Source organism: Stenotrophomonas sp. NPDC047960 (assembly GCF_043204395.1).
Lineage (GTDB): Bacteria > Pseudomonadota > Gammaproteobacteria > Xanthomonadales > Xanthomonadaceae > Stenotrophomonas.
Genome location: NZ_JBIDBX010000002.1, coordinates 320,077 through 343,511, shown reverse-complemented (window position 1 = coordinate 343,511; position 23,435 = coordinate 320,077). Strand labels below are relative to the sequence as shown.

Genomic DNA, 23,435 nt, shown 5'->3' with positions numbered 1-23,435 from the left:
TCTGCGAGCGAGGTCATGCGTAACCGAACGTTGCAGCGTTCACGGCAGTCGTTTGGGAACCGACCCTACCCGCCCCGTGTCGCTCGCGTAGAGCCCCGCCCTGCGTGGCTGCTCTTCCCAGCCGCCCGCGCAATGCATGGAGGGGAGGCCGGCGGGCAGCCCCCGTAGGGACTGTCAAAAACATGGATGTTTTTGCCAAGCCTCCAGGGATGGATTCACGGCGTGTCCCGTAGGGGGCTGCCCGTCGGCCTCCCCAGCACGGATCAACTGAGACGCTGCTTTCAAGCTTTCAAGCCGCGCCGCCGAATCAAACCTCGTCGTCAGTCGGCAACGCAGTAGGCGGCGCACCCGGGGTGAACACACCCGGCATCACGAAGGCACCGAAGATCGCGTCCAGCGTCTGCTGGCCATCGCGTTCAAGCTCGAACAACTGCGGTTCCAGCATCGCGCTGTACAGCACGCCGGTCAGGCTGGTGCTGACGATGCGTGCCACCGTGTCCACGTCCACCCCCGGCCGCAGTTGGCCCAGCGAGGCCGCACGCTGGAAGGCGGCCGCGAAAATCGCCAACTCCTCACGTGATGCCTCCAGCTGCAGCTGCTGCATGGCCTGGCTTTCCACCGAGAGATCGTTGCGCAGCATGATCTCCATCATGTTGCGCAGCCGTTCGTCGGTGGCCAGTTCGTGGAACGAGACCAGCAGCGCCGAGCGCAGGTCCAGCACGGGCGTGTTGCGCCGTGACGAGGTCGTGCGCCGCAGCCGCTCGATGAACGGCACCCGCTCGCGGTCGATCATGGCCGTGAGCACTTCGGTCTTGTTCTTGAAATGCCAGTACACCGCGCCCCGGGTGTAACCGGCGCGCTCGCCGATCATCGCCAGGCTGGTGTTGGCGACCCCGAATTCGTGGAAGCAGCTCTGGGCCGCATCGAGGATGCCTTCCCGGGTGGCTTGGGCTGCCTCTTTGGTTTTTCTGGCCATGGCGCGGTGTGCATGTGCTGGATGAAACCGGCCTGAATTGTACCCGTTTACAAACAAACATACATGTATGTATATTTGCGCCCCACTGCTCCCCGGTGAGGCACGGCCGTACCTGCGTGCCGTCCCCCCGGTGGATCCGCCTGTGTGTGTGGTTCGACCTGTCGTCGTCCGGCCCTCCGGTTCGTCGAAGCCGGGTTGGCCTCTTCTTTCCGTCCTTTGCGAGCCCCCCCATGACCCGTTCTCCCTACCGCCTTCTCGCGCTGTCCCTCGTGGTCGCCCTGACCGTGTCTGCCTGCGGCGGGGGCGGTGAGGGGGCTCCGCAGGGCGGCCCAGGGCAGGTCACCGTGGCCACCCTGAAGGCCGAACAGGTCGGCCTCACCCGCGAGCTGCCGGGCCGCACCAATGCTTTCCTGGTGGCCGAAGTGCGCCCGCAGGTCAGCGGTATCGTCGCCCGGCGGCTGTTCACCGAGGGGGGGCTGGTCACTGCCGGCCAGCCGCTGTATCAGGTGGATGACGCCAGCTACCGCGCAGAAGCCAACAGCGCCCGCGCCCAGTTGGCCCGCGCCGAAGCCACCGCCAATGCCGCCCGTCTGAGCGCCAAGCGCATCACCGAGCTTGCCAAGGTCGATGCGGTCAGCCAGCAGGACCTGGAAAACGCCGTGGCCGCCCAGAAACAGGCCGAAGCCGATGTCGGCGCCGCCAAGGCCGCGCTGGACGCGGCCAACGTCACCCTGGGCTTTGCCCGGATCACCGCGCCGATCAGCGGGCGCATCGGCAAGTCCAGCGTCACCCAGGGCGCGCTGGTCAGCGCCGGCCAGGCCGACGCGCTGGCCACGGTGCAGCAGCTCGACCCGATCTACGTCGACCTGACCCAGTCGGCCAGCGAACTGCTGCAGCTGCGCCGCGAGCTGGCCAGTGGCCGCCTGCAGGACAACCAGAGCCTGCCGGTGACGGTGCTGCTCGATGACGGCACCGAGTTCGACCACAAGGGCACCCTGGAATTCTCTGAAGTCAGCGTCGACCCCACCACCGGCAGCTACGCGCTGCGGGTCAAGGTCGCCAACCCCGACCAGGTGCTCATGCCCGGCATGTACGTGCGTGCCGTTGTAGGCAGCGGCGTACGCGACAACGCGCTGCTGGTGCCCATGCAGGGCGTCGCCCGCGACGCCAAGGGCGACACCAGCGCCATGGTGGTCGGCAAGGACAACAAGGTCGAAGTACGACCGGTCAAGGTCAGCCGCGCGCTGGGCAGCAAGTGGCTGGTCGAAGACGGCCTGAAGCCCGGCGACAGGGTCATCGTTGAAGGCCTGCAGAAGATCCAGCCGGGCATGCCCGTGCAGGCCGCCGAGATGGGCGCCGCGCCGGCCAAGCCGGCCACGCCGGCGGCCGCGGCCGACAAGCAGTAAGCGGAGAATTCCATGGCTCGTTACTTCATTGATCGCCCCATCTTCGCGTGGGTGATTGCGATCATCATCATGCTCGCCGGTGCGCTGGCGGTGCTCAAGCTGCCGGTGTCGATGTACCCGGAAGTGGCACCGCCCGCCGTCGAGATCAGCGCGTCCTACCCGGGCGCATCGGCCAAGGTGGTCGAGGACTCGGTGACCCAGATCATCGAGCAGAACATGAAGGGCATCGATGGCCTGATCTACTTCTCCTCCAACAGCTCGGCCAACGGCCAGGCCACCATCACCCTCACCTTCGAAAGCGGCACCGATCCGGACATCGCCCAGGTCCAGGTGCAGAACAAGCTGCAGCTGGCCATGCCGCTGCTGCCGCAGGAAGTGCAGCGCCAGGGCATCAACGTGGCCAAGTCCAGCAGCGGCTTCCTGCAGGTGATCGGCTTCGTCTCCAACGATGGCAGCATGGATGCCAATGACATTTCCGACTACGTCGGCTCCAATGTCGTCGATCCGCTCAGCCGCGTGCCCGGCGTGGGCAACATCCAGGTGTTCGGTGGCAAGTACGCCATGCGCATCTGGCTGGACCCCAACAAGCTGCACACCTACAAACTCTCGCTGGATGACGTCACCGCGGCGATCACCGCACAGAACGCCCAGGTGGCCATCGGCCAGCTCGGCGGCGCGCCGTCGGTCAAGGGCCAGCAGCTCAACGCCACCATCAACGCGCAGGACCGTCTGCAGACCCCGGAACAGTTCCGCAACATCCTGGTCCGCGGCGGCACCGATGGCAGCGAGCTGCGCCTGGGCGATGTCGCCCGGGTCGAGCTCGGCGCCGAAAGCTATGACTTCGTGACCCGCTACAACGGCAAGCCCTCCAGCGGTATCGCCATCACCCTGGCCACCGGCGCCAACGCGCTGGATACCGCCAATGGCGTGCGCGCCGCGCTGGAGGACCTGAAGGAAAACTTCCCGGCCGGCCTCGAATCGGTGGTGCCGTATGACACCACCCCGTTCGTGCAGGTCTCGATCAAGGGCGTCATCAAGACGCTGATCGAAGCCATCGTGCTGGTGTTCGTGGTGATGTACCTGTTCCTGCAGAACTTCCGCGCCACCCTGATCCCCACCATCGCCGTACCGGTGGTGCTGCTGGGCACGTTCGGCATCCTGGCCGCGCTGGGCTTCTCGATCAACATGCTGACCATGTTCGCCATGGTGCTGGCGATCGGCCTGCTGGTGGACGATGCCATCGTGGTCGTGGAGAACGTCGAACGCATCATGTCCGAAGAAGGGTTGTCGCCGTTGGAGGCCACCCGCAAGTCGATGAGCCAGATCACCGGCGCACTGGTCGGCATCGGCCTGGTGCTGTCGGCGGTGTTCGTCCCGATGGCCTTCATGAGCGGCTCAACCGGCGTCATCTACCGGCAGTTCTCGGCCACGATCGTGTCCGCGATGGCGCTGTCGGTGCTGGTCGCCATCGTGCTCACCCCGGCGCTGTGCGCCACCATGCTCAAGCCGCTGAAGAAGGGCGAGCACCACGTGGCACACAAGGGCCTGGCCGGTCGCTTCTTCGGCGGCTTCAACCGCGGCTTTGACCGTTCCAGCGAAACCTACCAGCGCGGGGTCAAAGGCATCCTGGCGCGGCCGTGGCGCTTCATGGCCATCTTTGTGGCGCTGGCCGTGGCGATGGGCGTGCTGTTCGCGCGCCTGCCCAGCTCGTTCCTGCCCAATGAAGACCAGGGCATCCTGATGGCGCTGGTGCAGACCCCGGTCGGCGCCACCCAGGAACGTACCCTGGAGGCGATGTACAAGCTGGAAGACCACTTCCTGAAAAACGAAACCGACGCCGTCGAATCGGTGTTCTCGGTGCAGGGTTTCAGCTTCGCCGGCATGGGCCAGAACGCGGGCATGGCCTTCATCAAGCTCAAGGACTGGAAGGAGCGCGATGCCGACCAAGGCGTCGGCCCGATCACCGGGCGTGCGATGGCCGCACTGGGCCAGATCAAGGACGCCTTCATCTTCGCCTTCCCGCCGCCGGCCATGCCGGAGCTGGGCATCGGTTCGGGCTACACCTTCTTCCTGAAGGACAACAGCGGCCAGGGCCACGAGGCCCTGCTCAACGCGCGCAACCAGCTGCTGGGCGGCGCCGGGCAGAGCAAGCTGCTGGCCAACGTGCGCCCGAATGGCCAGGAAGACACCCCGCAGCTGCGCATCGACGTGGACGTGGAAAAAGCCAACGCGCTCGGTCTGTCCACCAGCTCGATCAACAGCACCCTGGCCGCCGCGTGGGGCAGCAGCTACATCGATGACTTCATCGACCGGGGCCGGGTCAAGCGCGTGTACGTGCAGTCCGATGCGCCGTTCCGCATGAACCCGGGCGACTTCAACCTGTGGTCGGTGAAGAACAGCGCCGGTGAGATGGTGCCGTTCAGTGCCTTCGCCTCCAAGCGCTGGGATTACGGTTCGCCGCGCCTGGAGCGCTACAACGGCGTGTCGGCGATGGAAATCCAGGGTGAGCCCGCACCGGGCGTGGCCTCGGGCGACGCCATGGCCGAGATCGAACGCATCGCCAAGGACCTGCCGCCGGGCTTCGAGATCGAATGGACCGCGCTGTCCTACCAGGAACGCCAGGCCGGTTCGCAGACGCCGCTGCTGTACACGCTGTCGCTGCTGATCGTGTTCCTGTGCCTGGCTGCACTGTATGAAAGCTGGAGCGTGCCGACCTCGGTGCTGCTGGTGGCGCCGCTGGGCATCCTTGGCGCGGTGCTGGCCAACACCATGCGCGGCATGGAGCGCGACATCTACTTCCAGGTGGCGATGCTGACCACGGTGGGCCTGACCAGCAAGAACGCGATCCTGATCGTGGAGTTCGCCAAGGAAAACCTGGAGAAGGGCGTGGGCGTGCTGGAAGCCACCATGCACGCGGTACGCGACCGCCTGCGGCCGATCATCATGACCTCGCTGGCCTTCGGCCTGGGCGTGCTGCCGCTGGCCATCGCCTCCGGGGCCGGCTCGGGTGCGCAGCGCGCGATCGGCACCGGCGTGCTCGGCGGCATGATCGTCGGCACCGTGCTGGGCCTGTTCTTCATTCCGCTGTTCTTCGTCGTGGTGCAGAAGCTGTTCAACCGCGGCAACAGAAACAGTGGGTCCCGACCGTCGGTCGGGACGAACTCCAATCAAGGTGACACCCATGAATAAGGCGCTCCTTGCCCTGGCCATGACCGCCGCCCTCTCCGGCTGCGCCATGCTCGAGCCGCGCAGTACCGAGGTCCCCGGCGATCCCGGCGCAGTGGCCGGCCACCACTTCCACCGCTGCGGCGGTGGAAGTGGCCGACATCGGCTGGCGCGATTACTTCGTCGACGAACGCCTGCAGTCGCTCATCGCCCAGTCGCTGGAGAACAATCGCGACCTGCGCGTGGCCGTGCTCAACGTGGACAAGGCGCGCGCGCAGTACCGCATCCAGCGTGCTGATCGGGTGCCCGCGCTCGGCGTGCAGGGGCAGATGACCCGCAGCGGCGGCGATGTGCCGGTCACCGAGCAGTTCAGCGCCAACTTGGGCGTGGTCGAGTTCGAACTGGACCTGTTCGGCCGCGTGCGCAACCTGAGCCAAGCGGCGCTGCAGCAGTACTTCGCCGAGGCGGCCAACCGCCGCAACGCGCAGTTGTCGCTGGTGGCCGAAGTGGCCAATGCGTGGCTGACCCTGGGCGCCGACAGCGAACAGCTGAAGATCGCCGAGGCGACCCTGGCCACCCATGAGGATTCGCTACGCCTGAGCGAGGCACGGCACCAGCTCGGTGGCGCCTCGGCGCTGGAGCTGAGCCAGACCCGCACGCTGGTGGAAACCGCGCGCACCGATGTGGCCCGCTACCAGGGCCAGGTCGCGCAGGACCGCAACGCGCTCGCGCTGCTGGCCGGTGGCCCGATCGACGAGGCGTTGCTGCCCGACAGCGAAGCCACCGACGTGGCCGCAGTGCGCGCGGTGCCGGCGGGCGTGCCCGGTGAGGTGCTGCTGCGCCGCCCGGACGTGATGGCGGCCGAGCACACGCTGCTGGCAGCCAATGCCAACATCGGCGCCGCACGCGCGGCGTTCTTCCCGTCGATCAGCCTTACCGGCAGCGTCGGGTCCACCTCGTCGGAACTGTCGGGGTTGTTCGACTCGGGCACCCGCGCGTGGAGCTTCATGCCCACGCTGAACCTGCCGATCTTCCAGGGTGGCAAGCTGCGCGCCGGGCTGGGCGTGGCCAATGCCAACCGCGATATCGCGCTGGCGCAGTACGAGAAGGCGATCCAGTCCGGCTTCCGCGAGGCCGCCGATGCACTGGCGCTCAACGACAGCCTGGATGCGCAGCTGTCTTCACAGCAGGCGCTGGTGGCGGCGGCCGAGCAGGCACGGACACTGTCGCAGGCGCGCTATGACGCTGGGCTGGACAGCTTCCTGACCCTGCTCGACGCGCGGCGGACGGCGTACACCGCGCGGCAGTCGCTGGTGACCACGCAGTTGAACCGGTTGTCCAACCAGGTCGCCTTGTACAAGGTGCTGGGCGGCGGGTGGTATGAACGCGGCGACGTTGCCGCGCGGTGATGGGGTAGGTGGGACACGCCATGCGTGTCAACGCGGCGCCGGAACGACACGCGCGGCGTCAGCCGTTCGGTTTGTCGGCCCGCACCTTTTCCAGGGCTTTTGTCGCATCGCGTGCCATCTGCTCGTAGGTGCGGCGAATCTCTTCCAGCCGCTCCTCATCCAGTTCTTCAAGGTCCAGCAGTTCGTTGTTGGCCTCGGCAGTCACCCGGATCAGCTCGTCGAGCTTGATCTGGATCGCGGCGGTGTCGGCGTTCTGGCTGTGCTGGATCAAAAACACCATCAGGAACGTGATGATGGTGGTGCCGGTGTTGATCACCAGCTGCCAGGTGTCGTTGAATTTGAATACCGGCCCGCTCAGGGCCCAGATCAGCACGATGCTGACCGCACTGAGGAAGGTCCACGGCGTACCCGCCGCGTAGGCCGCCTTCTTGGCGACGAGGTTGAAGACGCTGCGAAGTTTCATGGGTGCCAGGGCGGTGGATCGGGACCCATCAATGGCAGGCGCGCCGTGTAGGCGTCGTGCAGCCGCGGCTCAGGCGGTGGCGGTCAGGCGCGGGCGGGCATTCTGGTCGTGCTGGCTCATCAGATACACGTGTTCCCATACCTGTTCAACGAACCTGCGTGCCTCGTCCGGACTCAGCTTCGCCATGATCTGGCCCGCATAGTGGCTCTGGAAAGCCTGCTCACGGTCTTCATCGCTCGCCTTGGGATGGGTGATCAGCGAATCGCAGGCGAACTTGATCCAGGGCATGTAGTGCCCGAACGAGGCGGACGGAAGATCGCCGTCCGAGTGCTTCTGTCGCCAGTAACCGACTTCAGCGTCCACATTGATCACGGCGGGGATGGAAAGCGGGACAGAGGACATGGTTGCTTCGATTCGAATGAAGGAAAGGCATGCTGATAGTGCGTAACCGCCGGTGCATGCAGCGTCATGGCGATGTGCAGCGGGTGTGCGCGGGGCCCCATTCAACTGAAGCATTCATGACTGCGCTGCGCCGTCCGCATGAGGGACGGCGCATCCGGCATGTTCGACTGCGCCGATGCGCAGCAACCGGCGCTTACTCGCCGATGTCTTCGTTCCAGACCTCGGGATGTGCGGAGATGAATCCGCCCAGCAGGTCGATGCATTCCTGGCTCTGCATGTCGATCACCTGCACGCCGTTCTCGCGCAGCCAGTCGATGCCGCCCTGGAAGGTGACCGATTCACCGACCACCACCGTGCCGATGTTGAACTGGCGCACCAGGCCACTGCAGTACCAGCAGGGGGCCAGGGTGGTGACCATGATGGTGTCCCGATAGCGGCGCTGGCGGCCGGCCTTGCGGAATGCATCGGTCTCCCCGTGCACGGACGGGTCGCCTTCCTGGACCCGGCGGTTGTGGCCGCAGCCGAGCAGGCGGCCGTCGTTGTGGTAAAGCGCCGCGCCGATGGGGATGCCGCCCTCTGCCAGGCCCTGGCGGGCTTCGGCAATGGCGGTCTGGAGCAGGGCGGCGTAGTCGGGAGTGCTGATCATGGGCGGTCCGTTCAACTGAAGGGGCCATCATAAGGTGCCGCCGGCCGGCCAGCGGTGCGATAATCGGGGCCATGAGCGAATCCCCCTACAAGACCGGCACCACCCATTTCGGCTTCCGCGATGTCGCCGCCAAGGACAAGCAGAAGCTGGTGGGCGAAGTGTTCACCTCGGTCGCGCGCAACTACGACCTGATGAACGACCTGATGAGCCTGGGCATCCACCGGGCGTGGAAGCGCTACTACGTGGCCACCGCGCAGGTGAAGCCGGGCGACAGCGTGCTCGACCTGGCCGGCGGCACCGGCGACATCGCCGCACTGCTCAAGGAACGCGTGGGCGACGACGGCCAGGTGGTGGTCGGCGATATCAATGCCGGCATGCTCACCGTGGGGCGCGACCGCCTGACCAACCGCGGCCTGGTGGCCGGCCTGGATTTCGTCCAATGCAACGCCGAGGCGCTGCCGTTCCCGGATGCCAGCTTCGACCTGGTGACCATCGCCTTCGGCCTGCGCAACGTGACCGACAAGGACGCCGCCCTGCGCGAGATGTACCGCGTGCTCAAGGTGGGCGGCCAGGCGCGGGTGCTGGAGTTCTCCGAAGTCACCGCCGACTGGTTCAAGCCGATCTACGATTTCCACTCGTTCAAGATCCTGCCCAGGCTGGGCCAGCTGTTCGCCCGTGACGGCGACAGCTACCAGTACCTGGCCGAGAGCATCCGCAAGCATCCGCCGCAGGAACAGCTCAAGACCATGATGGGCGAGGCCGGTTTCGCGCGCTGCCATTACAAGAACCTGACCGGCGGCATCGTGTCGATCCACTCCGGCTACAAGGTTTGAGACACCGGTCCGGTTCCCGCTGAGGGAGCTCGGCCACACTGCAGGCAGGTTGCCAGAGAGGGCCTGCCATGCGTCTCTACCGCGGCCTGGCCCGCGTGTTTCCCCGTTCGTTCAGCGCCAAGCTGATGACGGTCGTGTTCATTGGCGTACATGTGCCGCTGCTTGTGCTGCTGCTGTGGATGGCCTTCAGCGGCCGCTACCAGCAGGAGACCATGTGGGCCGTGGTGGGCGTGGTGCTGGGCGCCACCCTGGTGGGGACGGGCATGGCGATGATGGCGCTGTACCGGCTGATGGCGCCGCTGCGCCAGGCCGCCGAGGCGCTGGAGGCGTATTACGACGAGCAGCGCCTGCCGCACCTTCCGGACCTGGGCCACGACGAAATCGGGCGCCTGCTGCGCGGGATCAACCGCAGCCTGCACGGTGTCGATGCCGGCCTGCGCGACCTGCGCCGCAGCGTGCTGCTCGACCCGCTCACCCAGGCGCTGAACCGGCGCGGCTGCGAACAGGCGCTGGCCGATTCGGCCCGGCAGGCGCAGGCGCGGCGGCAGCCGCTGACCCTGTTCGTGGTCGATCTGGACAACCTCAAGCCCATCAACGACGCGCACGGCCACCTGGCCGGCGACCAGGTGCTGGTGCGGCTGGTGGTGTCGGCGCGGCAGTGGCTGCAGCCCGGCGACTGGATCGGGCGCTGGGGCGGGGATGAGTTCCTGCTGGCGGTGCACGATAGCCACGAGGTGGCCTGCCGGCGGCTGAGGGAGTGGCTGGAACGACTGGCCGGGCCGGGCGACCCGGCCGACCCGCCGCTGAGTGCCAGCGCGGGCGCCGCCGGATACCGGCCGGGCGAGGACCTGCGCGAGTTGTACCGGCGTGCCGATACCGCGATGTACCGGGCCAAGGCCGCCGGCGGCGCCCGGCTGTTGTGCGAGGGTGACTGAATGGGGAATAAGGCGTAGACGGGGGTAAACTGGCGGTTTCACCCTGATCGGTCCCGATTCATGCGATCCCCGTTCCTGCTGATTCCCCTGGCCGTCGCGCTTGCCGCCGGCTGCTCCAAAGAGCCCGCCGCGCCGACCGCGGCCCCCGCCGCCCAGCCGAGCGCCGACACTGCCGTGAAAGCCGTCAACCGCAGCCACGATGAAAGTTCCTACGCCGAACCGGACAAGGTCGTCATCAAGGACCTGGGCCTGGACCTGAAGCTGGATTTCGACAGCAGGCAGATCGGCGGCACCGCCACCTACACCCTGGAGTGGAAGGACAAGGCAGCCAAGCAGCTGGTGCTGGACACCCGCGAGCTGACCATTGAAAAGGTCGAAGCCGTCGCCGCCGATGGCACCACCGCGCCGCTGCAGTTCGTGCTGGCGGCGGCCGACAAGGTATTCGGCAGCAAGCTGACCATCGAAGCCCCGCAACAGCCGGGCAAAGTGCGGGTCACCTACCACACCGCGCCGACCGCCTCGGGCCTGCAGTGGCTGGAGCCGTCGATGACCGAAGGCAAGCAGCTGCCCTTCATGTTCAGCCAGTCCCAGGCCATCCACGCGCGTTCGTGGGTGCCGCTGCAGGACACCCCGAGCGTGCGCTTCACCTATAGCGCGCACGTGGCCTCGCGCCCGGACGTGATGGTGCTGATGAGCGCCGACAATGATCCCAAGGCCGCGCGTGACGGTGATTACACCTTCAAGATGCCGCAGCCGATTCCGTCCTACCTGCTGGCCATCGCCGCCGGCGACCTGGTGTTCGAGCCGATCTCCGGCCGTTCCGGCGTCTGGGCCGAACCGACCATGGTGGGCAAGGCCGCCAAGGAGTTCGAAGACACCGAGAAGATGATCGGTGCAGCCGAGAAGCTCTATGGCGAGTACCGCTGGGGCCGCTACGACATGCTGGTGCTGCCGCCGTCGTTCCCGTTCGGCGGCATGGAAAACCCGCGCCTGACCTTCGCCACCCCGACCGTGATCGTGGGCGACAAGTCGCTGGTCTCGCTGGTGGCCCATGAGCTGGCGCACAGCTGGTCGGGCAACCTGGTGACCAACTCCAGCTGGAAGGACATCTGGCTCAACGAAGGCTTCACCACCTACGTGCAGGGTCGCATCACCGAAGCGCTGTATGGCCAGGAAATGGCCGAGATGGAGCGCGAAATCGACCAGAACGACCTGCTGGCCGAGGTCAAGGACATGAGCCCGGCCGACCAGGCCCTGGCGCTCCCGCCGCTGACCGAACGCGATCCGGACGAGGCGCTGAGCAACGTGGCCTACGTCAAGGGCTCGTGGTTCCTGCAGTTCCTGGAACAGCGCTTCGGGCGCGAGGTGTTCGATCCGTTCCTGCGTGGCTGGTTCGATGACCATGCGTTCCAGAGCGCCAACACCGACCAGTTCGTCGAATACCTGAAGAAGAACCTGCTGTCCAGGAAGCCCGGCGCGGTGACCGACGCCGAGCTGAAGGCATGGCTGGACGAGCCGGGCATCCCGGCGTTCGCCACCAAGGCGCGTTCGCGCAACTTCTCCATCGTGGATACCGCGCGCATTGCGTGGCAGGGCAGCGGCAAGCTGCCGAGCGCGCAGATCACCAGCGAGTGGGGTACCCAGGAATGGGTGCACTTCATCGACGGCATGGGCAAGACCCTGCCCGTGGACAAGCTGGCCGCGCTGGACAAGGCATACGCGTTCACCGGCACCGCCAACGGCGAAATCGCCATGCGCTGGTACCCGCTGGCGATCCGCAGCGGCTACCTGGAGGCCAATGAGGCCGCCGGTGCCTTCATCGAGCGCGTTGGTCGCCGCAAGCTGATCCTGCCGATCTACGCCGAACTGGTGAAGACCCCGGAAGGCCTGGCATTCGCCAAGGCGGCCTTCGAGAAGGCCAAGCCCAGCTACCACCCGATCACCACCGCATCGGTGCAGGACATGCTGGACAAGGCAAGCGCCGGCAAGTAACCGCCAGCACTGCGTTGATCAGGAACGGCGGGGGAAACCCCGCCGTTTTTCATTGTTAAAGTAGGCAGGTGACGCCCGCTGGCGTCCTCGCTGACACCTGGAGCCCGTAATGAAACGACTGATCCTTGCCGCCACTTGTGCGCTCGCCCTGGCTGCCTGCAGCAACCCGGAAGAAGAGCGCAAGGCGCAGGAAGCCGCGACCGCCGCCGCCAAGGCACAGCAGGAAGAGAAGGCCGAAGGCGTGGCCAAGCAGTACGACATGGCCGTGGCCGCGCAGGACTGGGAGCGCGCGCGCATCCATGGCGGTTCGCTGCTGGACCAGTACAAGGACACCGATGTGGCCGCGCGGATCGAGCCGGGCTACGCCGAGGTCAAGGCCAAGGCCGAAACCGCGCGCGAGCTGCGCCGCATGCAGGGCCTGTGGCAGTACAACCAGGTGCCGGTGGGCAGCAAGGGCAACCAGGTCTCGGCGTCGATCTACAGCAAGGAGCGCGTGGATGTGGACGGCAGCGGCCCCAAGCCGGTGCAGCTGATCTTCCGCGACCACCCCGAGTGGAAGCGCCATGCCTACCTGGTGCTGCAGGCCGGTGATTTCCGCTGCCCGCAGTGCACGGTGAAGGTGACCGTCGACGACGGCAAGCCGATCTCGATGGCCGCCTGGCGCCCCAAGACGGATGAGGCCATCGCCATGTTCATCACCGACCAGAAGGCGCTCTGGAAGCTCGCCCGCAAGGCCAAGACCATCACCATCGAATTCCCGGTCAAGGCCGGCGGCACCCGCACCGCAGTATTCGAAACCGGCGGCGTAGACGCCAGCCGAATGCCGAATTGGTGGAATTAACCGAGCGGTGAGGCAAAGTGTCGACCAACGATCGACACCTACCGAAATGACGGGCACCCCATGGCCCGATATCACGCGACCCGGTAGGTACCGACCGTTGGTCGGTACGGACGGCAAGGGTACTTTGCTGGAGAAACAGCCCCCTTCTGTTAAGGGGGCGCGCCGACAGGCGCGGGGTTAGGTGGAATGCAATGGGGCCCGCGATTCGCCAACGGCGAATCGTGGGCAGCGGTTGATCGCAGCGCGATCAACCGTTAAGCGCGTAACCGAACTGCTGTTTGAACTGCTCGTTGAACTCTTCGAACGTGAAACGCTGGTTCTGGGTACCCGGGTGCTCCACCTTGAGCGCGCCCATCAGGTTGCCCATGCGGCCGATGGTCAGCCAGTCGTAGCCCTTCTCGATGCCGTAGATCAGGCCGGCGCGGAAGGCATCGCCGCAGCCGGTCGGATCCACCACGCGACGCTCGTGCGCCGGCGGGATGTCATAGGTCTTTTCCGGGGTGTGGATGACCGCGCCCTTGGGGCCGCGGGTAGTGATGTAGGCCTTGACCCGGCTCACGATCTCCTTTTCGTCCCAGCCGGTGCGCTCCTGCAGCAGGTTGGACTCGTAGTCGTTGACCACCACGTAGTCGGCCTGCTCGATGAAGGTGCGCAGCTCCGGGCCGTTGAACAGCGGCATGGCCTGGCCCGGGTCGAAGATGAATGGCACGCCGGCCTCGAAGAACTCCTGCGAGTTCTGGATCATGCCCTCGCGGCCATCCGGGCCGACCAGGCCCAGGGTCACGCCCGGTACGTCCTTCACGTGGTTCTCGTAGGAGCGCATCATCGCGCCCGGGTGGAAGGCCGTGATCTGGTTGTTGTCGTGGTCGGTGGTGATGAACGCCTGCGGGGTGAACAGCTCGTCGATCACCTTGATCCGGCTCAGGTCGATGCCCAGGCCCTGGAAATACTCGCGGTACGGGCCGAAGTCCGAGCCCACCGTACCCATCGGGATCGGCTCCCCGCCCAGCAGGTGCAGGTTGTAGGCGATGTTGCCGGCGCAGCCACCGAACTCGCGGCGCATGCGCGGCACCAGGAACGACACGTTCAGGATGTGCACCTTGTCCGGCAGGATGTGATTCTTGAACTGGTCCGGGAACACCATGATGGTGTCGAAGGCAAGAGAACCACAGATCAAAGCGGACATCGATTAAGGCCTATGCGGAAGGGGTCTGAGGCCCGGCAGGCGGGCAACGAAACGGCGCCCTCAGGCGCCCAATGGCGCAAAGGTTAACGGGTGCGGCGCCGCAGGGCCAGAACCCCGGCTGTCCGGATTGGGCTGAATGGCCGCCAAGGCTGGCGTTGACGGACATTTCTCCTTGCTCGCGCACAGGGGGATTGCTAGGCTTGTCGACCTCGAATTCTGCCCAATTTTTCGCCATCCCGCGTTGGGCGCGACACCCCTCAGGATCAACTCCCAGATGTTCAAGAAACTGCGTGGCATGTTCTCCAATGACCTGTCCATCGACCTGGGCACGGCCAATACCCTCATCTACGTGCGCGGGCAGGGGATCGTGCTGAACGAACCGTCGGTCGTGGCCGTGCGCCAGGACCGTGCCATCGGTGGCACCCGCTCGGTGGCCGCCGTCGGCGCTGAAGCCAAGCAGATGCTGGGCCGTACCCCGGGTCACATCACCACCATTCGCCCGATGAAGGACGGCGTCATCGCCGACTTCACCTACACCGAGGCGATGCTCAAGCACTTCATCAAGAAGGTGCACAAGTCGCGCTTCCTGCGCCCGAGCCCGCGCGTGCTGGTCTGCGTGCCGGCCGGTTCGACCCAGGTCGAGCGCCGCGCCATCAAGGAATCGGCCGAGGAAGCCGGAGCCCGCGATGTGTTCCTGATCGAAGAGCCGATGGCCGCCGCGATCGGCGCCGGCATGCCGGTCACCGAAGCCCGTGGCTCGATGGTCATCGACATCGGCGGTGGCACCACCGAAGTGGCGGTGATCTCGCTGAACGGCATTGTCTATTCGGCCTCGGTGCGCATCGGCGGCGACCGTTTCGACGAGTCGATCACCAACTACGTGCGCCGCAACCACGGCATGCTCATCGGTGAAGCCACCGCTGAGCGGATCAAGGTCGAGCTGGGCTGCGCTTACCCGCAGGCAGAGGTCATCGAGATGGAAATCTCCGGCAGGAACCTCGCCGAGGGCGTGCCGAAGATGATCAAGATCAATTCCAACGAAGTGCTTGAAGCCCTGCACGAACCGCTGTCGGGCATCGTCAGCGCGGTCAAGCTGGCGCTGGAGCAGACCCCCCCGGAACTGTGCGCCGACGTCGCCGAGCGCGGCATCGTGCTGACCGGTGGCGGCGCCCTGCTGCGCGACCTGGACCGCCTCATTTCCGAAGAAACCGGCCTGCACGTGCAGGTGGCTGACGACCCGCTCACCTGCGTGGCCCGTGGGGGCGGTCGTGCGCTGGAGCTGGTGGACATGCACGGCAACGAGTTCTTTGCGCCGGAGTAAGCCGTACCGGTCCTGTGTGTTGGACGCGCCCCTGCGGCGTGATGCCCGCTGCGTGCCCGCCACGCCGGGCATCGCAGCGCCGGGGCGTTGTTGCATCCTGGTGCCGCCGAACATGGCGGCACCGCGCTCCCTTTCCACCTTGTCCAGTCGAAGCCAGTCGTGCCGCCCTACGCCGGTCCTCCCGTAGCCTCCCGCCAGGGTGATGCCAGCAGCCCCCTGCGGCTGCTTGCCTATCTGGCCCTGGCCATCACCCTGATCGTGCTCGACGACCAGGCCGGCTGGCTGGCGCGCGCACGCGCCCAGGCCAACGTGCTGGTGCAGCCGGTATGGGCACTGGCCGGACTGCCGGGCCGGCTGGGCACGCAGGTCAAGGACAACGCTGCCAGCCACGGCCAGCTGGTGGCTGAAAACCGCGAGCTGCGCAACCAGCTGCTGATCGCCAATGCACGCCTTACCCGCCTGCAGACCGCCGCGCTGGACAACGCGCAGCTGCGCGAGCTGCTGAACGTGGCCGAGCGCAGCGGACTGGACGTGCAGTTGGCCCCGATCCTGGACATCGACCTGGACCCGGTCCGGCAGCGCCTGGTGCTGGCTGCCGGCACCCGCGATGGCGTGCACACCGGGCAGGCGGTGATCGATGCCGGTGGCCTGATGGGGCAGGTGATCGCCACCACCGGCAGCACAGCCACCGTGCTGCTGCTCACTGACCCGGACCACGCGGTGCCGGTCACCGTGGCCCGCAATGGCGTGCGCCTGATCGTGTACGGCCGCGGTGATACCCTGGAACTGCGCGACATTCCGCTCAGTGCCGGGGTGGAAGTAGGCGACGAGATCGTCACCTCCGGCCTCGGCGGCCGTTTCCCGGCCGGTTTCCCGGTCGGAAAGATCACCGCCCTGCGCCCGGACGACACCCACGCCTTCCTGGTCGGCGAACTCAAGCCCGCCGCCCAGCTCGACCGCGGCCGCGACGTACTGCTTTTGAGACCGGGGGCAGCAATCCGCGTGCCTGTGGCACGCGAACTGCTTCAGCCGGATTCGTCTGCGACCAATCCGGCTGCCGGGGGGGCATCCCCCCTTGTCCCCGCGCCTTCGGCGCGCCCCCTTGGACAACAAGGGGGCTCCTCGCCGGCGACATTGGTGCCGCCATTGTCAACGGGGCCGACCCCATGAGCCGCCTGCGCGACAAACCCTGGGTGCTCCCGGTCAGCATCGTGCTGGCGCTCCTGCTGGGCCTGCTGCCGTTGCCGGCGCTGCTGCAGCCGCTGCGTCCGTACTGGCTGGCGCTGGTGCTGGCGTACTGGGTCATCGAGGCACCGGACCGGGTCGGTCTGGGCGTGGCCTTCAGCTGCGGCGTGATCGCCGACCTGCTCTACGGCGGCGTGCTCGGCGAACAGGCGCTGCGGTTGGTGATGCTCACCTTCATCCTGCAGCGCTTCCGTGCGCGCATCCGCTTCTTCCCGATGTCCCAGCAGGTGCTGGCGATCGGCGGCCTGCTGTTCAACGACCGCATCGTCAGTGCCGTGGTCCACATCGCCGTGGGCGAGCCGACCCTGCCATGGTCGTACTGGTGGGCGCCGCTTCTGGGCATGGGCCTGTGGCCGCTGGTGTTCGTGCTGCTCGACGCAGTCCGTTTCGGACGTCGCGGGCGCTGACATGTACGTGCGCCGCCAGGCCAAGAATCCGCGCGCCGAAGCCGAGCAGTTCCGGCGCCGTGCCGCGCTGGGCTTCCTTGGCGTGCTGGTCTGCCTGGTCGGGCTGGGCGGCTGGTACTTCAAGCTGCAGGTGCTGGACCACGACATCTACGCCACCCGTTCTGAAGCCAACCGCATCAAACCGCGGCCGGTGGTGCCCGGGCGCGGCATGATCTACGACCGCAACGGACGCCTGCTGGCCGAGAACGTGCCCGCCTTCCGGCTGGACATCACCCCGGACAAGGTCAAGGACATGGATGCCACCCTGGCGGGGTTGGCGAAGATCCTCACGATCACGCCGGAAGACCTGGAAACCTTCAACAAGTCGCGCAAGGCCCGCCGCAGCTTCCTGCCGGTAACGCTCAAGCTGCGGGTCACCGATGAGGAGATGGCGCGTTTCGCGGTGGACCGCTGGCGCTATCCCGGGGTGGAGCTGGAACCCTACCTGACCCGTCGCTACCCCTATGGCGACCTCTTCGCGCACATCATCGGTTACGTCGGCCGGGTCGACGACAAAGACCTGGAGACGCTGGGCGAGGGCAATGCTGCGCTGACCCACATCGGCAAGTCCGGGCTGGAGCGCTATTACGAGCAGCAGCTGCGCGGCAAGGTCGGTTACGAACAGGTCGAAACCAACGTGCAGGGCCGGGCCATCCGCACCATCGGCCGGGTCGCGGCGCAATCGGGCAACGACCTGCGCCTGTCCATCGATGCCGACCTGCAGCGGGCCATGGTGGCGGCCTTCGGCGATTTCGACGGCGCCGCCGTGGCGATGGATCCGCGCACGGGCGAGATCCTGGCCATGGTCAGCCTGCCCTCTTACGACCCGAACCTGTTTGTCAACGGCATCTCGCATGCCGACTTCAAGGCACTCAACGACAACCCCTCGCGGCCGCAGTTCAACCGCCTGGTGCTGGGTGGCGTAGCGCCCGGCTCGACCATCAAGCCGCTGATCGGCCTGGCCGGGCTGGACAGCGGCGTACGCAAGCCCGAGGACAAGGTTCTCTCCACCGGCATGTTCTACCTGCCCGGCACCTCGCGTGGCTGGGGCGATGCCAACCGCGGCGGCCACGGCTGGACCGACCTGCGCAAGTCGATCACCCAATCGGTCAACACGTATTACTACAAGCTGGCGCTGGACCTGGGCATCGAACGCTTCGACCACTACATGGGTTACTACGGCTTCGGCGAGCCGACCGGCATCGACCTCACCGGCGAGATCGGCGGCATCCTGCCGTCGCCGCAGAACAAGTACAAATCACGCAAGGAACGCTGGTATCCCGGGGACACGGTCAATGTCAGCATCGGCCAGGGCGACTGGAAGGTCACCCCGCTGCAGCTGGTGCATGGGGTGGGCGGCATTGCCGATGGCCAGCTGCGCACTCCGCATCTGGTGATGCAGCAGCGCGAGAGCTTCGACGCGGATTGGGTGTCCACCCCTGTCGGCAAGAGCAAGCCGGTGAGCCCCAGTCCCGGCAACCTGCAGGCCGTGCGCGAAGGCATGATGGGCACCATGCGCCCGGGCGGCAGTGGCGCGCGGGCGGCGGCCGGCGCGCCGTACACCATCGCCGGCAAGACCGGCACCGCCCAGGTGATCAGCCGGCGCGGCACCGCGGCGGTGAACCCCAAGAGCCTGCCGATGCACCTGCGTCACCGCTCGCTGTTCGTGGGCTTTGCCCCGGCCGAAAACCCGGTGATCGTGCTGGCCATTGCCGTCGAAGGCGGTGGCTACGGTGGCTCGGCGGCGGCGCCGATCGCGCGCAAGCTGTTCGATGCCTGGCTGCTGGGCAAGATGCCCGAGGGCATGGAGCCGCTGGACAGCCTGCGCGGCACCACCGCGATCGGCATCACCGCCGTTGAGGGCGACAGCGCCGCGCGCGAGGCCGGCGACGCCGCTGCCGCTGCGCTGGAGTCGTTGCCGGTGCTGGTGGGCCTGCCCGAACCCGCCCCCGTGCCTGTCCCCATGCCCGGTACGCCCCTGGTGCCCGCCGCCCAGCCACCCGCCCCGCCGGAGCGCACGCGATGAAGGACTTTCTGCGCTGGGCACGCGACATGGTCGTGCGCTTCTGCAGCACCCTGGACTGGGTCCTGTGCCTGGCACTGGGCGCGCTGATGCTGATCGGCCTGGCCGTACTCAAGAGCGCCGGCGGGGATGGCCTGGTGTTCGCCCAGGGCGCGCGCTTCGTGGTTGGCCTGGGCGCGATGTGGGCGATTTCGCGGATGCCGATCCTGCGCATCCGCTCGGCCACTCCGCTGATCTACGCAATATCCATGATCCCGCTGCTGGCCGTGTTCGTGCTCGGCACCGGCAAGTACGGCCGGCAGTGGCTGGATCTGAAGCTGTTCTACCTGCAGCCGGCCGAGCTGCTCAAGGTGAGCCTGCCGATGATGGTGGCGTGGTACCTGCACCGCATGCCGCTGCCGCCGCGCTTCTCCACGGTGATGGTCAGCGCGGTGATCATCGGGGTGCCGACCGGGCTGGTGATGCTGCAACCGGACTTCGGTACCGGCGTGCTGATCGCCGCCAGCGGCGCGTTCGTGCTGCTGCTGGCCGGACTGCCGTGGTGGTGGGTGGGCGTGGCGGTGGGCGGTGTTGCTGCGGCGGCCCCGGTTGCCTGGATCTGGCTGCTGCGGCCTTACCAGAAGGATCGCATCATGATGTTCCTGGACCCGGAAATGGACGCGCTGGGCGCCGGCTGGAACATCATCCAGTCCAAGATCGCCATCGGTTCCGGTGGTTTCGACGGCAAGGGCTGGGGGCAGGGTTCGCAGTCGCACCTGAATTTCATTCCCGAACAGACCACCGACTTCGCCTTTTCCGTGCTCAGCGAGGAATTCGGCTGGATTGGCGTGGCGCTGGTGCTGTTCCTGTATCTGGTGGTGATCGGGCGCTGCCTCTGGATCGCCTCACAGTCGCGCGATTCCTACTCGCGGCTGTTGGCCGGCGCCACCGGCCTGGCCTTCTTCGTCTACGTACTGGTCAACGGCGGGATGATCTCGGGCCTGCTGCCCGTGGTGGGCGTGCCGATGCCGCTGATCAGCTACGGCGGCACGTCGGCGGTCTCGCTGCTGGCCGGATTCGGGTTGGTCATGGCCGCACGAAGCCACAACCCGGTGCACGGCGGCTATAGCTGAGCGGGGCTCCCCCTGGCGGCATTCTGTCGCGCGGCCGGGAAAACGGATATGTCTAGTCAAAACTTCGGCGGCTGAGCGGCGCAATTCTGCGCAGATTCGTTATTGCAGTGTGATGGATATGCCGAAACCGGCACTCAGGCTGCAGTAAGCGTCAAGTTGCCGTCAAGAAAGTGGGATGAAGCGCACAAATATGAATGCGCTTGATTACGATCAATGGACTTGTCGCAATCGGCCTGCACAATGGCGGCCCGCAAGCAGCTGCGCATCGAGCCAAGCGACGCGCCAGGCACTGCGGGACGTAGTTGACCTAACGGGTACAGGGGGTGCGGCGTTGCGCTGGGGAGTAGCGCGCCGTGCCAGTATCGACCGGGTCGGTAGCCCGGTTGCGCCCATGGGGATGGGGGCGCAACCGGACGACCTTATCCGCCTTCGGCAGATTAGGTCCGGGCATTCTTCCTTCCTGGCCACCCGATCCGGAACCGCCGGGCATCCGCCCCGGGCACGTTAGGTTTACACGTGGTCTTAACGAACTCGCCGTACTTCAGGCAAATCGTTGGGATTCATGGTGTTAGGGGTTTTATTTCATCTTTGACCTGCTAACCTGCGGCGATGATTCGACGCACCTTGGCTTGCATGCTTACGCTCGGTTTGGTTGCCTGCGCGACCCAGCCGCACTCCCCGTCACCGCCGCCACAGGCGTCGGGTGCGCCCAACAAGCCGGGGGTTGCCCACAAGGGGCCCGCCGAAGCGGCGCCGGAAAGCGCCGCCGCCGCCGCGCCGCCGGTCGACCTGACCCCGGTACCGTTTGAAGTGGCACGCGCCAATTTCGTGCGCGAGACCGCCGCGCGCTACGGCATCCCCGCTGGACAGATCGAGGCCACGCTGGCCCAGGCGCAGGTGCGTGATCCGATCATTGCCGCCATGTCGCGCCCGGCTGAACGGGTCAAGCCGTGGAACGAATACCGGCCGATGTTCATCAGCCAGGCGCGGATCGAGGGCGGCAGGAAATTCCTTGCCCAGCACCGTGATGAACTGATGCGCGTGCAGGAGCGCACCGGCGTCCCGGCCGAAGTGATCGTGGCAATCATCGGCGTTGAAACCAGTTACGGCGCCAACACCGGCAGCTACCGCGTGCTCGATGCGCTGTATACGCTGGCCTTCAACTACCCGCGCAGTGGCGACCCGGCCAAGCTGGAACGCGAAGTGCGCCGCGAGCTGTTCTTCCGCGATGAGCTGGCGCGCCTGTTCGCGCTGAGCCGCGACGAGAAGCTCGACATCCTGTCCATCAAGGGCAGCTATGCCGGCGCGATGGGCATGGGCCAGTTCATGCCGTCCAGCTACCTGGACTTCGCCGTGGACGGCAACGGCGATGGTCGCCGCGACCTGTTCACCAGCTACGACGATGTGTTCTCGTCGATCGCCAATTACTTCGTCAAGAAGGGCGGCTGGGTGCGCGGCGGCCCGGTTGCGGTGCCGGCCACGCTTGCCTCCGGCCGCGCGCCGTTTGACCCCACCGACTGGACCCCGAGCTGGACCCTGCCTGATCTGGCCCAGCGTGGTTATCAGCCCACCGCAGCGGTACCGGCCGGGCTGACCGCCACCCCGATCACGCTGGAAGGCAGCACGGGCAAGCAGTACTGGCTGGGCTTCCAGAACTATTACGCGATCACGCGCTACAACCTGTCCAAGATGTACGCGATGGCCGTGTACCAGTTGTCACAGGCAATCGCCGGCCAGGAGCTGCCGCCGGCATGAACGTACGCGCACGCTGCAGATGGACGCTGCCCGGCCTGCTGATCCTGGCATTGGCGGCCTGCAGCAGCGCGCCCAAAAAACCGGCCACCGCCGGCGGCACGACCGGCAAGCCCGGCGGCACGCTGGTACAGGGGCAGGGCAAGGGCAAGGGTGGGCGTCCGGCGCACTGCCCTGAAGGCTCCCCGTACAAGGCCGCCGCCGAGGATCCCAGTACGCGGGGTGATTACCGCGCGGGCGGGCTGTACAAGCCGGGCGTCAATGACAGCACGCCCACCTACATTCCCAACGTGGCCTGCATTCCGGAACCGGACGTGGTGGACCTGCCGCGCTCGGCGATCGGCAACAAATCGCCCTATGTGGTGTTGGGCAAGAGCTATCAGGTGCTGGACCGGCCAAAAGGCTACGCGGAGAAGGGCACCGCGTCCTACTACGGGGCCAAGTTCCATGGGCGGCTCACCTCCAACCGCGAGGTGTATGACATGTACGCCTTCACCGCCGCGCACAAGACGCTGCCGCTGCCGAGCTTCGCGCGGGTGACCAACCTGGACAACGGTGAGTCGGTGATCGTGCGCGTCAACGATCGCGGCCCGTTCCATGATGGCCGGGTGATCGATCTCAGCTACGCCGCCGCCGTGCGCCTGGGCATCACCCAGCGCGGCACCGGCAACGTGGAAGTGCGCGCGCTGACCCCGGGCGAAGACAACCTGCTGGCCGACAAGCCTTCGCGCCGTGAGCGGCGCACGGCTGAAGCGGCCCCGACCGTGGCCGCCACAACGCCACCGGCCGCGGTACGCCGCGCCAGCGAAATGGACAGACTGGTTGGCGCATTGCCGGCCCCTGCCGCACATCCGGTGGGCGCTGCCCAGCCGGCAACGACCCAGGCGGCGACGCTGGATTCGGGATCCGTCGCGGTGAGCACACTGCCAGCGGCCGCACCCGGGATAGCCGCTGCGCGCCCCACCGCCGTGCCGGTCCCGCCCGCACCCCGCCCCTCGCTGCAGCAGCAGGTGGGCAATGTGCTGCTGCAGGTGGCCAGCTTCGCCAGCCGCGAAAACGCCACCAAGGCCTTGGGCCAGCTGTCCTCGGCCGGCATCGTCGGCGCCAGCATCAGCGACATCGTCAGCGGTGGCCGTACGCTGTGGCGCCTGCGTGTGCCGGCGGCCGACCATGCCAGCGCCTCGGAACTCGCCGGCCGCATTGTCGGTCTGGGATTCGGGTCGCCGCAGATCGTGAAAGAGTGAATGCGTCCTCCCGGGCGCGTCTGCGTCCCGGCACCCCG

At 66.7% G+C, this 23,435-nt stretch carries 18 protein-coding genes and 1 pseudogene; 14 read left to right on the top strand and 5 right to left on the bottom strand.

The features are described 5' to 3' along the window. Positions 1 to 307: 307 nt before the first annotated feature. The gene (locus tag ACGFZ3_RS07130; RefSeq protein WP_392918412.1) at positions 308 to 976 is read right to left on the bottom strand and encodes a TetR family transcriptional regulator; all 669 of its coding nucleotides are present in this window, start codon (positions 974 to 976) and stop codon (positions 308 to 310) included. A gap of 230 nt (positions 977 to 1,206) precedes the next feature. Here ACGFZ3_RS07130 and smeD point away from each other — a divergent pair, with 230 nt between their 5' ends. The 3 genes and pseudogenes from smeD (at position 1,207) to ACGFZ3_RS07115 (ending at position 6,956) form a co-directional block, all read left to right on the top strand. After that, complete coding sequence (smeD, locus tag ACGFZ3_RS07125) at positions 1,207 to 2,382, top strand: multidrug efflux RND transporter periplasmic adaptor subunit SmeD (RefSeq protein WP_392918409.1); 1,176 nt, start codon at positions 1,207 to 1,209, stop codon at positions 2,380 to 2,382. A 12-nt stretch (positions 2,383 to 2,394) separates the two neighbouring features. After that, entirely contained in the window at positions 2,395 to 5,571 is a 3,177-nt protein-coding gene (gene smeE / locus ACGFZ3_RS07120; protein WP_392918406.1) for a multidrug efflux RND transporter permease subunit SmeE, read from the top strand. Further along, positions 5,564 to 6,956, top strand: a pseudogene (locus ACGFZ3_RS07115) (efflux transporter outer membrane subunit). Before smeE ends, ACGFZ3_RS07115 begins: the two are co-directional and overlap by 8 nt. Before the next feature lie 58 nt (positions 6,957 to 7,014). Here ACGFZ3_RS07115 and ACGFZ3_RS07110 read toward each other — a convergent pair. The 3 genes from ACGFZ3_RS07110 to ACGFZ3_RS07100 all read right to left on the bottom strand — a co-directional run bounded on the left by ACGFZ3_RS07110 (position 7,015) and on the right by ACGFZ3_RS07100 (position 8,467). Continuing rightward, positions 7,015 to 7,419 carry a low affinity iron permease family protein gene (locus ACGFZ3_RS07110; protein WP_392918403.1) on the bottom strand — a complete coding sequence of 135 codons (405 nt, stop codon included), beginning with the start codon at positions 7,417 to 7,419 and terminating at the stop codon, positions 7,015 to 7,017. Between the two features lie 69 nt (positions 7,420 to 7,488). Next, a complete protein-coding gene (locus tag ACGFZ3_RS07105; RefSeq protein ID WP_392918400.1) occupies positions 7,489 to 7,821 on the bottom strand; it encodes a hypothetical protein in 333 nt (110 codons plus the stop codon). 193 nt (positions 7,822 to 8,014) lie between these two features. Further along, complete coding sequence (locus ACGFZ3_RS07100) at positions 8,015 to 8,467, bottom strand: nucleoside deaminase (protein WP_392918398.1); 453 nt, start codon at positions 8,465 to 8,467, stop codon at positions 8,015 to 8,017. Positions 8,468 to 8,538: 71 nt separating this feature from the next. On the opposite strand from ACGFZ3_RS07100, the gene ubiE reads away from it, so the two are divergent. The 4 genes from ubiE to ACGFZ3_RS07080 all read left to right on the top strand — a co-directional run bounded on the left by ubiE (position 8,539) and on the right by ACGFZ3_RS07080 (position 13,068). After that, positions 8,539 to 9,300, top strand: a complete 762-nt coding sequence (ubiE, locus tag ACGFZ3_RS07095) for a bifunctional demethylmenaquinone methyltransferase/2-methoxy-6-polyprenyl-1,4-benzoquinol methylase UbiE (RefSeq protein WP_392918395.1) — start codon at positions 8,539 to 8,541, stop codon at positions 9,298 to 9,300. A 68-nt stretch (positions 9,301 to 9,368) separates the two neighbouring features. Next, positions 9,369 to 10,235 (top strand): diguanylate cyclase domain-containing protein, encoded by an 867-nt coding sequence (locus ACGFZ3_RS07090; protein ID WP_392918392.1) that lies wholly within the window; start codon positions 9,369 to 9,371, stop codon positions 10,233 to 10,235. Positions 10,236 to 10,295: 60 nt separating this feature from the next. Then, the gene (locus ACGFZ3_RS07085) at positions 10,296 to 12,227 is read left to right on the top strand and encodes a M1 family metallopeptidase (RefSeq protein WP_392918389.1); all 1,932 of its coding nucleotides are present in this window, start codon (positions 10,296 to 10,298) and stop codon (positions 12,225 to 12,227) included. A 109-nt stretch (positions 12,228 to 12,336) separates the two neighbouring features. Continuing rightward, positions 12,337 to 13,068 carry a hypothetical protein gene (locus ACGFZ3_RS07080; protein WP_392918387.1) on the top strand — a complete coding sequence of 244 codons (732 nt, stop codon included), beginning with the start codon at positions 12,337 to 12,339 and terminating at the stop codon, positions 13,066 to 13,068. Positions 13,069 to 13,315: 247 nt separating this feature from the next. Here ACGFZ3_RS07080 and ACGFZ3_RS07075 read toward each other — a convergent pair whose 3' ends face one another. After that, positions 13,316 to 14,254 carry a carbohydrate kinase family protein gene (locus tag ACGFZ3_RS07075; protein ID WP_392918385.1) on the bottom strand — a complete coding sequence of 313 codons (939 nt, stop codon included), beginning with the start codon at positions 14,252 to 14,254 and terminating at the stop codon, positions 13,316 to 13,318. A 274-nt stretch (positions 14,255 to 14,528) separates the two neighbouring features. Here ACGFZ3_RS07075 and ACGFZ3_RS07070 point away from each other — a divergent pair, with 274 nt between their 5' ends. The 7 genes from ACGFZ3_RS07070 (at position 14,529) to ACGFZ3_RS07040 (ending at position 23,397) form a co-directional block, all read left to right on the top strand. After that, complete coding sequence (locus ACGFZ3_RS07070) at positions 14,529 to 15,575, top strand: rod shape-determining protein (RefSeq protein WP_038686189.1); 1,047 nt, start codon at positions 14,529 to 14,531, stop codon at positions 15,573 to 15,575. Positions 15,576 to 15,734: 159 nt separating this feature from the next. Beyond that, positions 15,735 to 16,745: a rod shape-determining protein MreC gene (mreC, locus tag ACGFZ3_RS07065; RefSeq protein ID WP_392918382.1), complete on the top strand. Its 1,011-nt coding sequence runs from the start codon at positions 15,735 to 15,737 to the stop codon at positions 16,743 to 16,745. Beyond that, positions 16,742 to 17,227: a rod shape-determining protein MreD gene (mreD, locus tag ACGFZ3_RS07060; RefSeq protein WP_282247217.1), complete on the top strand. Its 486-nt coding sequence runs from the start codon at positions 16,742 to 16,744 to the stop codon at positions 17,225 to 17,227. Before mreC ends, mreD begins: the two co-directional genes overlap by 4 nt. Before the next feature lies 1 nt (position 17,228). Continuing rightward, the gene (mrdA, locus tag ACGFZ3_RS07055; RefSeq protein ID WP_392918378.1) at positions 17,229 to 19,292 is read left to right on the top strand and encodes a penicillin-binding protein 2; all 2,064 of its coding nucleotides are present in this window, start codon (positions 17,229 to 17,231) and stop codon (positions 19,290 to 19,292) included. Then, positions 19,289 to 20,401, top strand: coding sequence for a rod shape-determining protein RodA (rodA, locus tag ACGFZ3_RS07050; RefSeq protein WP_392918374.1), 1,113 nt, complete (start codon positions 19,289 to 19,291; stop codon positions 20,399 to 20,401). The genes mrdA and rodA overlap by 4 nt, the downstream gene beginning before the upstream one ends. 609 nt (positions 20,402 to 21,010) lie before the next feature. Then, positions 21,011 to 22,156, top strand: a complete 1,146-nt coding sequence (gene mltB, locus ACGFZ3_RS07045) for a lytic murein transglycosylase B (RefSeq protein WP_392918371.1) — start codon at positions 21,011 to 21,013, stop codon at positions 22,154 to 22,156. Further along, the gene (locus ACGFZ3_RS07040; protein ID WP_392918368.1) at positions 22,153 to 23,397 is read left to right on the top strand and encodes a septal ring lytic transglycosylase RlpA family protein; all 1,245 of its coding nucleotides are present in this window, start codon (positions 22,153 to 22,155) and stop codon (positions 23,395 to 23,397) included. The genes mltB and ACGFZ3_RS07040 overlap by 4 nt, the downstream gene beginning before the upstream one ends. Positions 23,398 to 23,435 lie beyond the last annotated feature (38 nt).

Coding starts and splice junctions, on each gene's coding strand:
- mreD (WP_282247217.1), top strand. CDS start 16,742: ATGAGCCGCCTGCGCGACAAACCCTGGGTGCTCCCGGTCAGCATCGTG.
- ACGFZ3_RS07040 (WP_392918368.1), top strand. CDS start 22,153: ATGAACGTACGCGCACGCTGCAGATGGACGCTGCCCGGCCTGCTGATC.
- ACGFZ3_RS07080 (WP_392918387.1), top strand. CDS start 12,337: ATGAAACGACTGATCCTTGCCGCCACTTGTGCGCTCGCCCTGGCTGCC.
- ubiE (WP_392918395.1), top strand. CDS start 8,539: ATGAGCGAATCCCCCTACAAGACCGGCACCACCCATTTCGGCTTCCGC.
- ACGFZ3_RS07075 (WP_392918385.1), bottom strand. CDS start 14,254: ATGTCCGCTTTGATCTGTGGTTCTCTTGCCTTCGACACCATCATGGTG.
- ACGFZ3_RS07090 (WP_392918392.1), top strand. CDS start 9,369: ATGCGTCTCTACCGCGGCCTGGCCCGCGTGTTTCCCCGTTCGTTCAGC.
- rodA (WP_392918374.1), top strand. CDS start 19,289: ATGAAGGACTTTCTGCGCTGGGCACGCGACATGGTCGTGCGCTTCTGC.
- smeD (WP_392918409.1), top strand. CDS start 1,207: ATGACCCGTTCTCCCTACCGCCTTCTCGCGCTGTCCCTCGTGGTCGCC.
- ACGFZ3_RS07130 (WP_392918412.1), bottom strand. CDS start 976: ATGGCCAGAAAAACCAAAGAGGCAGCCCAAGCCACCCGGGAAGGCATC.
- ACGFZ3_RS07110 (WP_392918403.1), bottom strand. CDS start 7,419: ATGAAACTTCGCAGCGTCTTCAACCTCGTCGCCAAGAAGGCGGCCTAC.
- mltB (WP_392918371.1), top strand. CDS start 21,011: ATGATTCGACGCACCTTGGCTTGCATGCTTACGCTCGGTTTGGTTGCC.
- smeE (WP_392918406.1), top strand. CDS start 2,395: ATGGCTCGTTACTTCATTGATCGCCCCATCTTCGCGTGGGTGATTGCG.
- ACGFZ3_RS07105 (WP_392918400.1), bottom strand. CDS start 7,821: ATGTCCTCTGTCCCGCTTTCCATCCCCGCCGTGATCAATGTGGACGCT.
- ACGFZ3_RS07100 (WP_392918398.1), bottom strand. CDS start 8,467: ATGATCAGCACTCCCGACTACGCCGCCCTGCTCCAGACCGCCATTGCC.
- mrdA (WP_392918378.1), top strand. CDS start 17,229: ATGTACGTGCGCCGCCAGGCCAAGAATCCGCGCGCCGAAGCCGAGCAG.
- ACGFZ3_RS07070 (WP_038686189.1), top strand. CDS start 14,529: ATGTTCAAGAAACTGCGTGGCATGTTCTCCAATGACCTGTCCATCGAC.
- ACGFZ3_RS07085 (WP_392918389.1), top strand. CDS start 10,296: ATGCGATCCCCGTTCCTGCTGATTCCCCTGGCCGTCGCGCTTGCCGCC.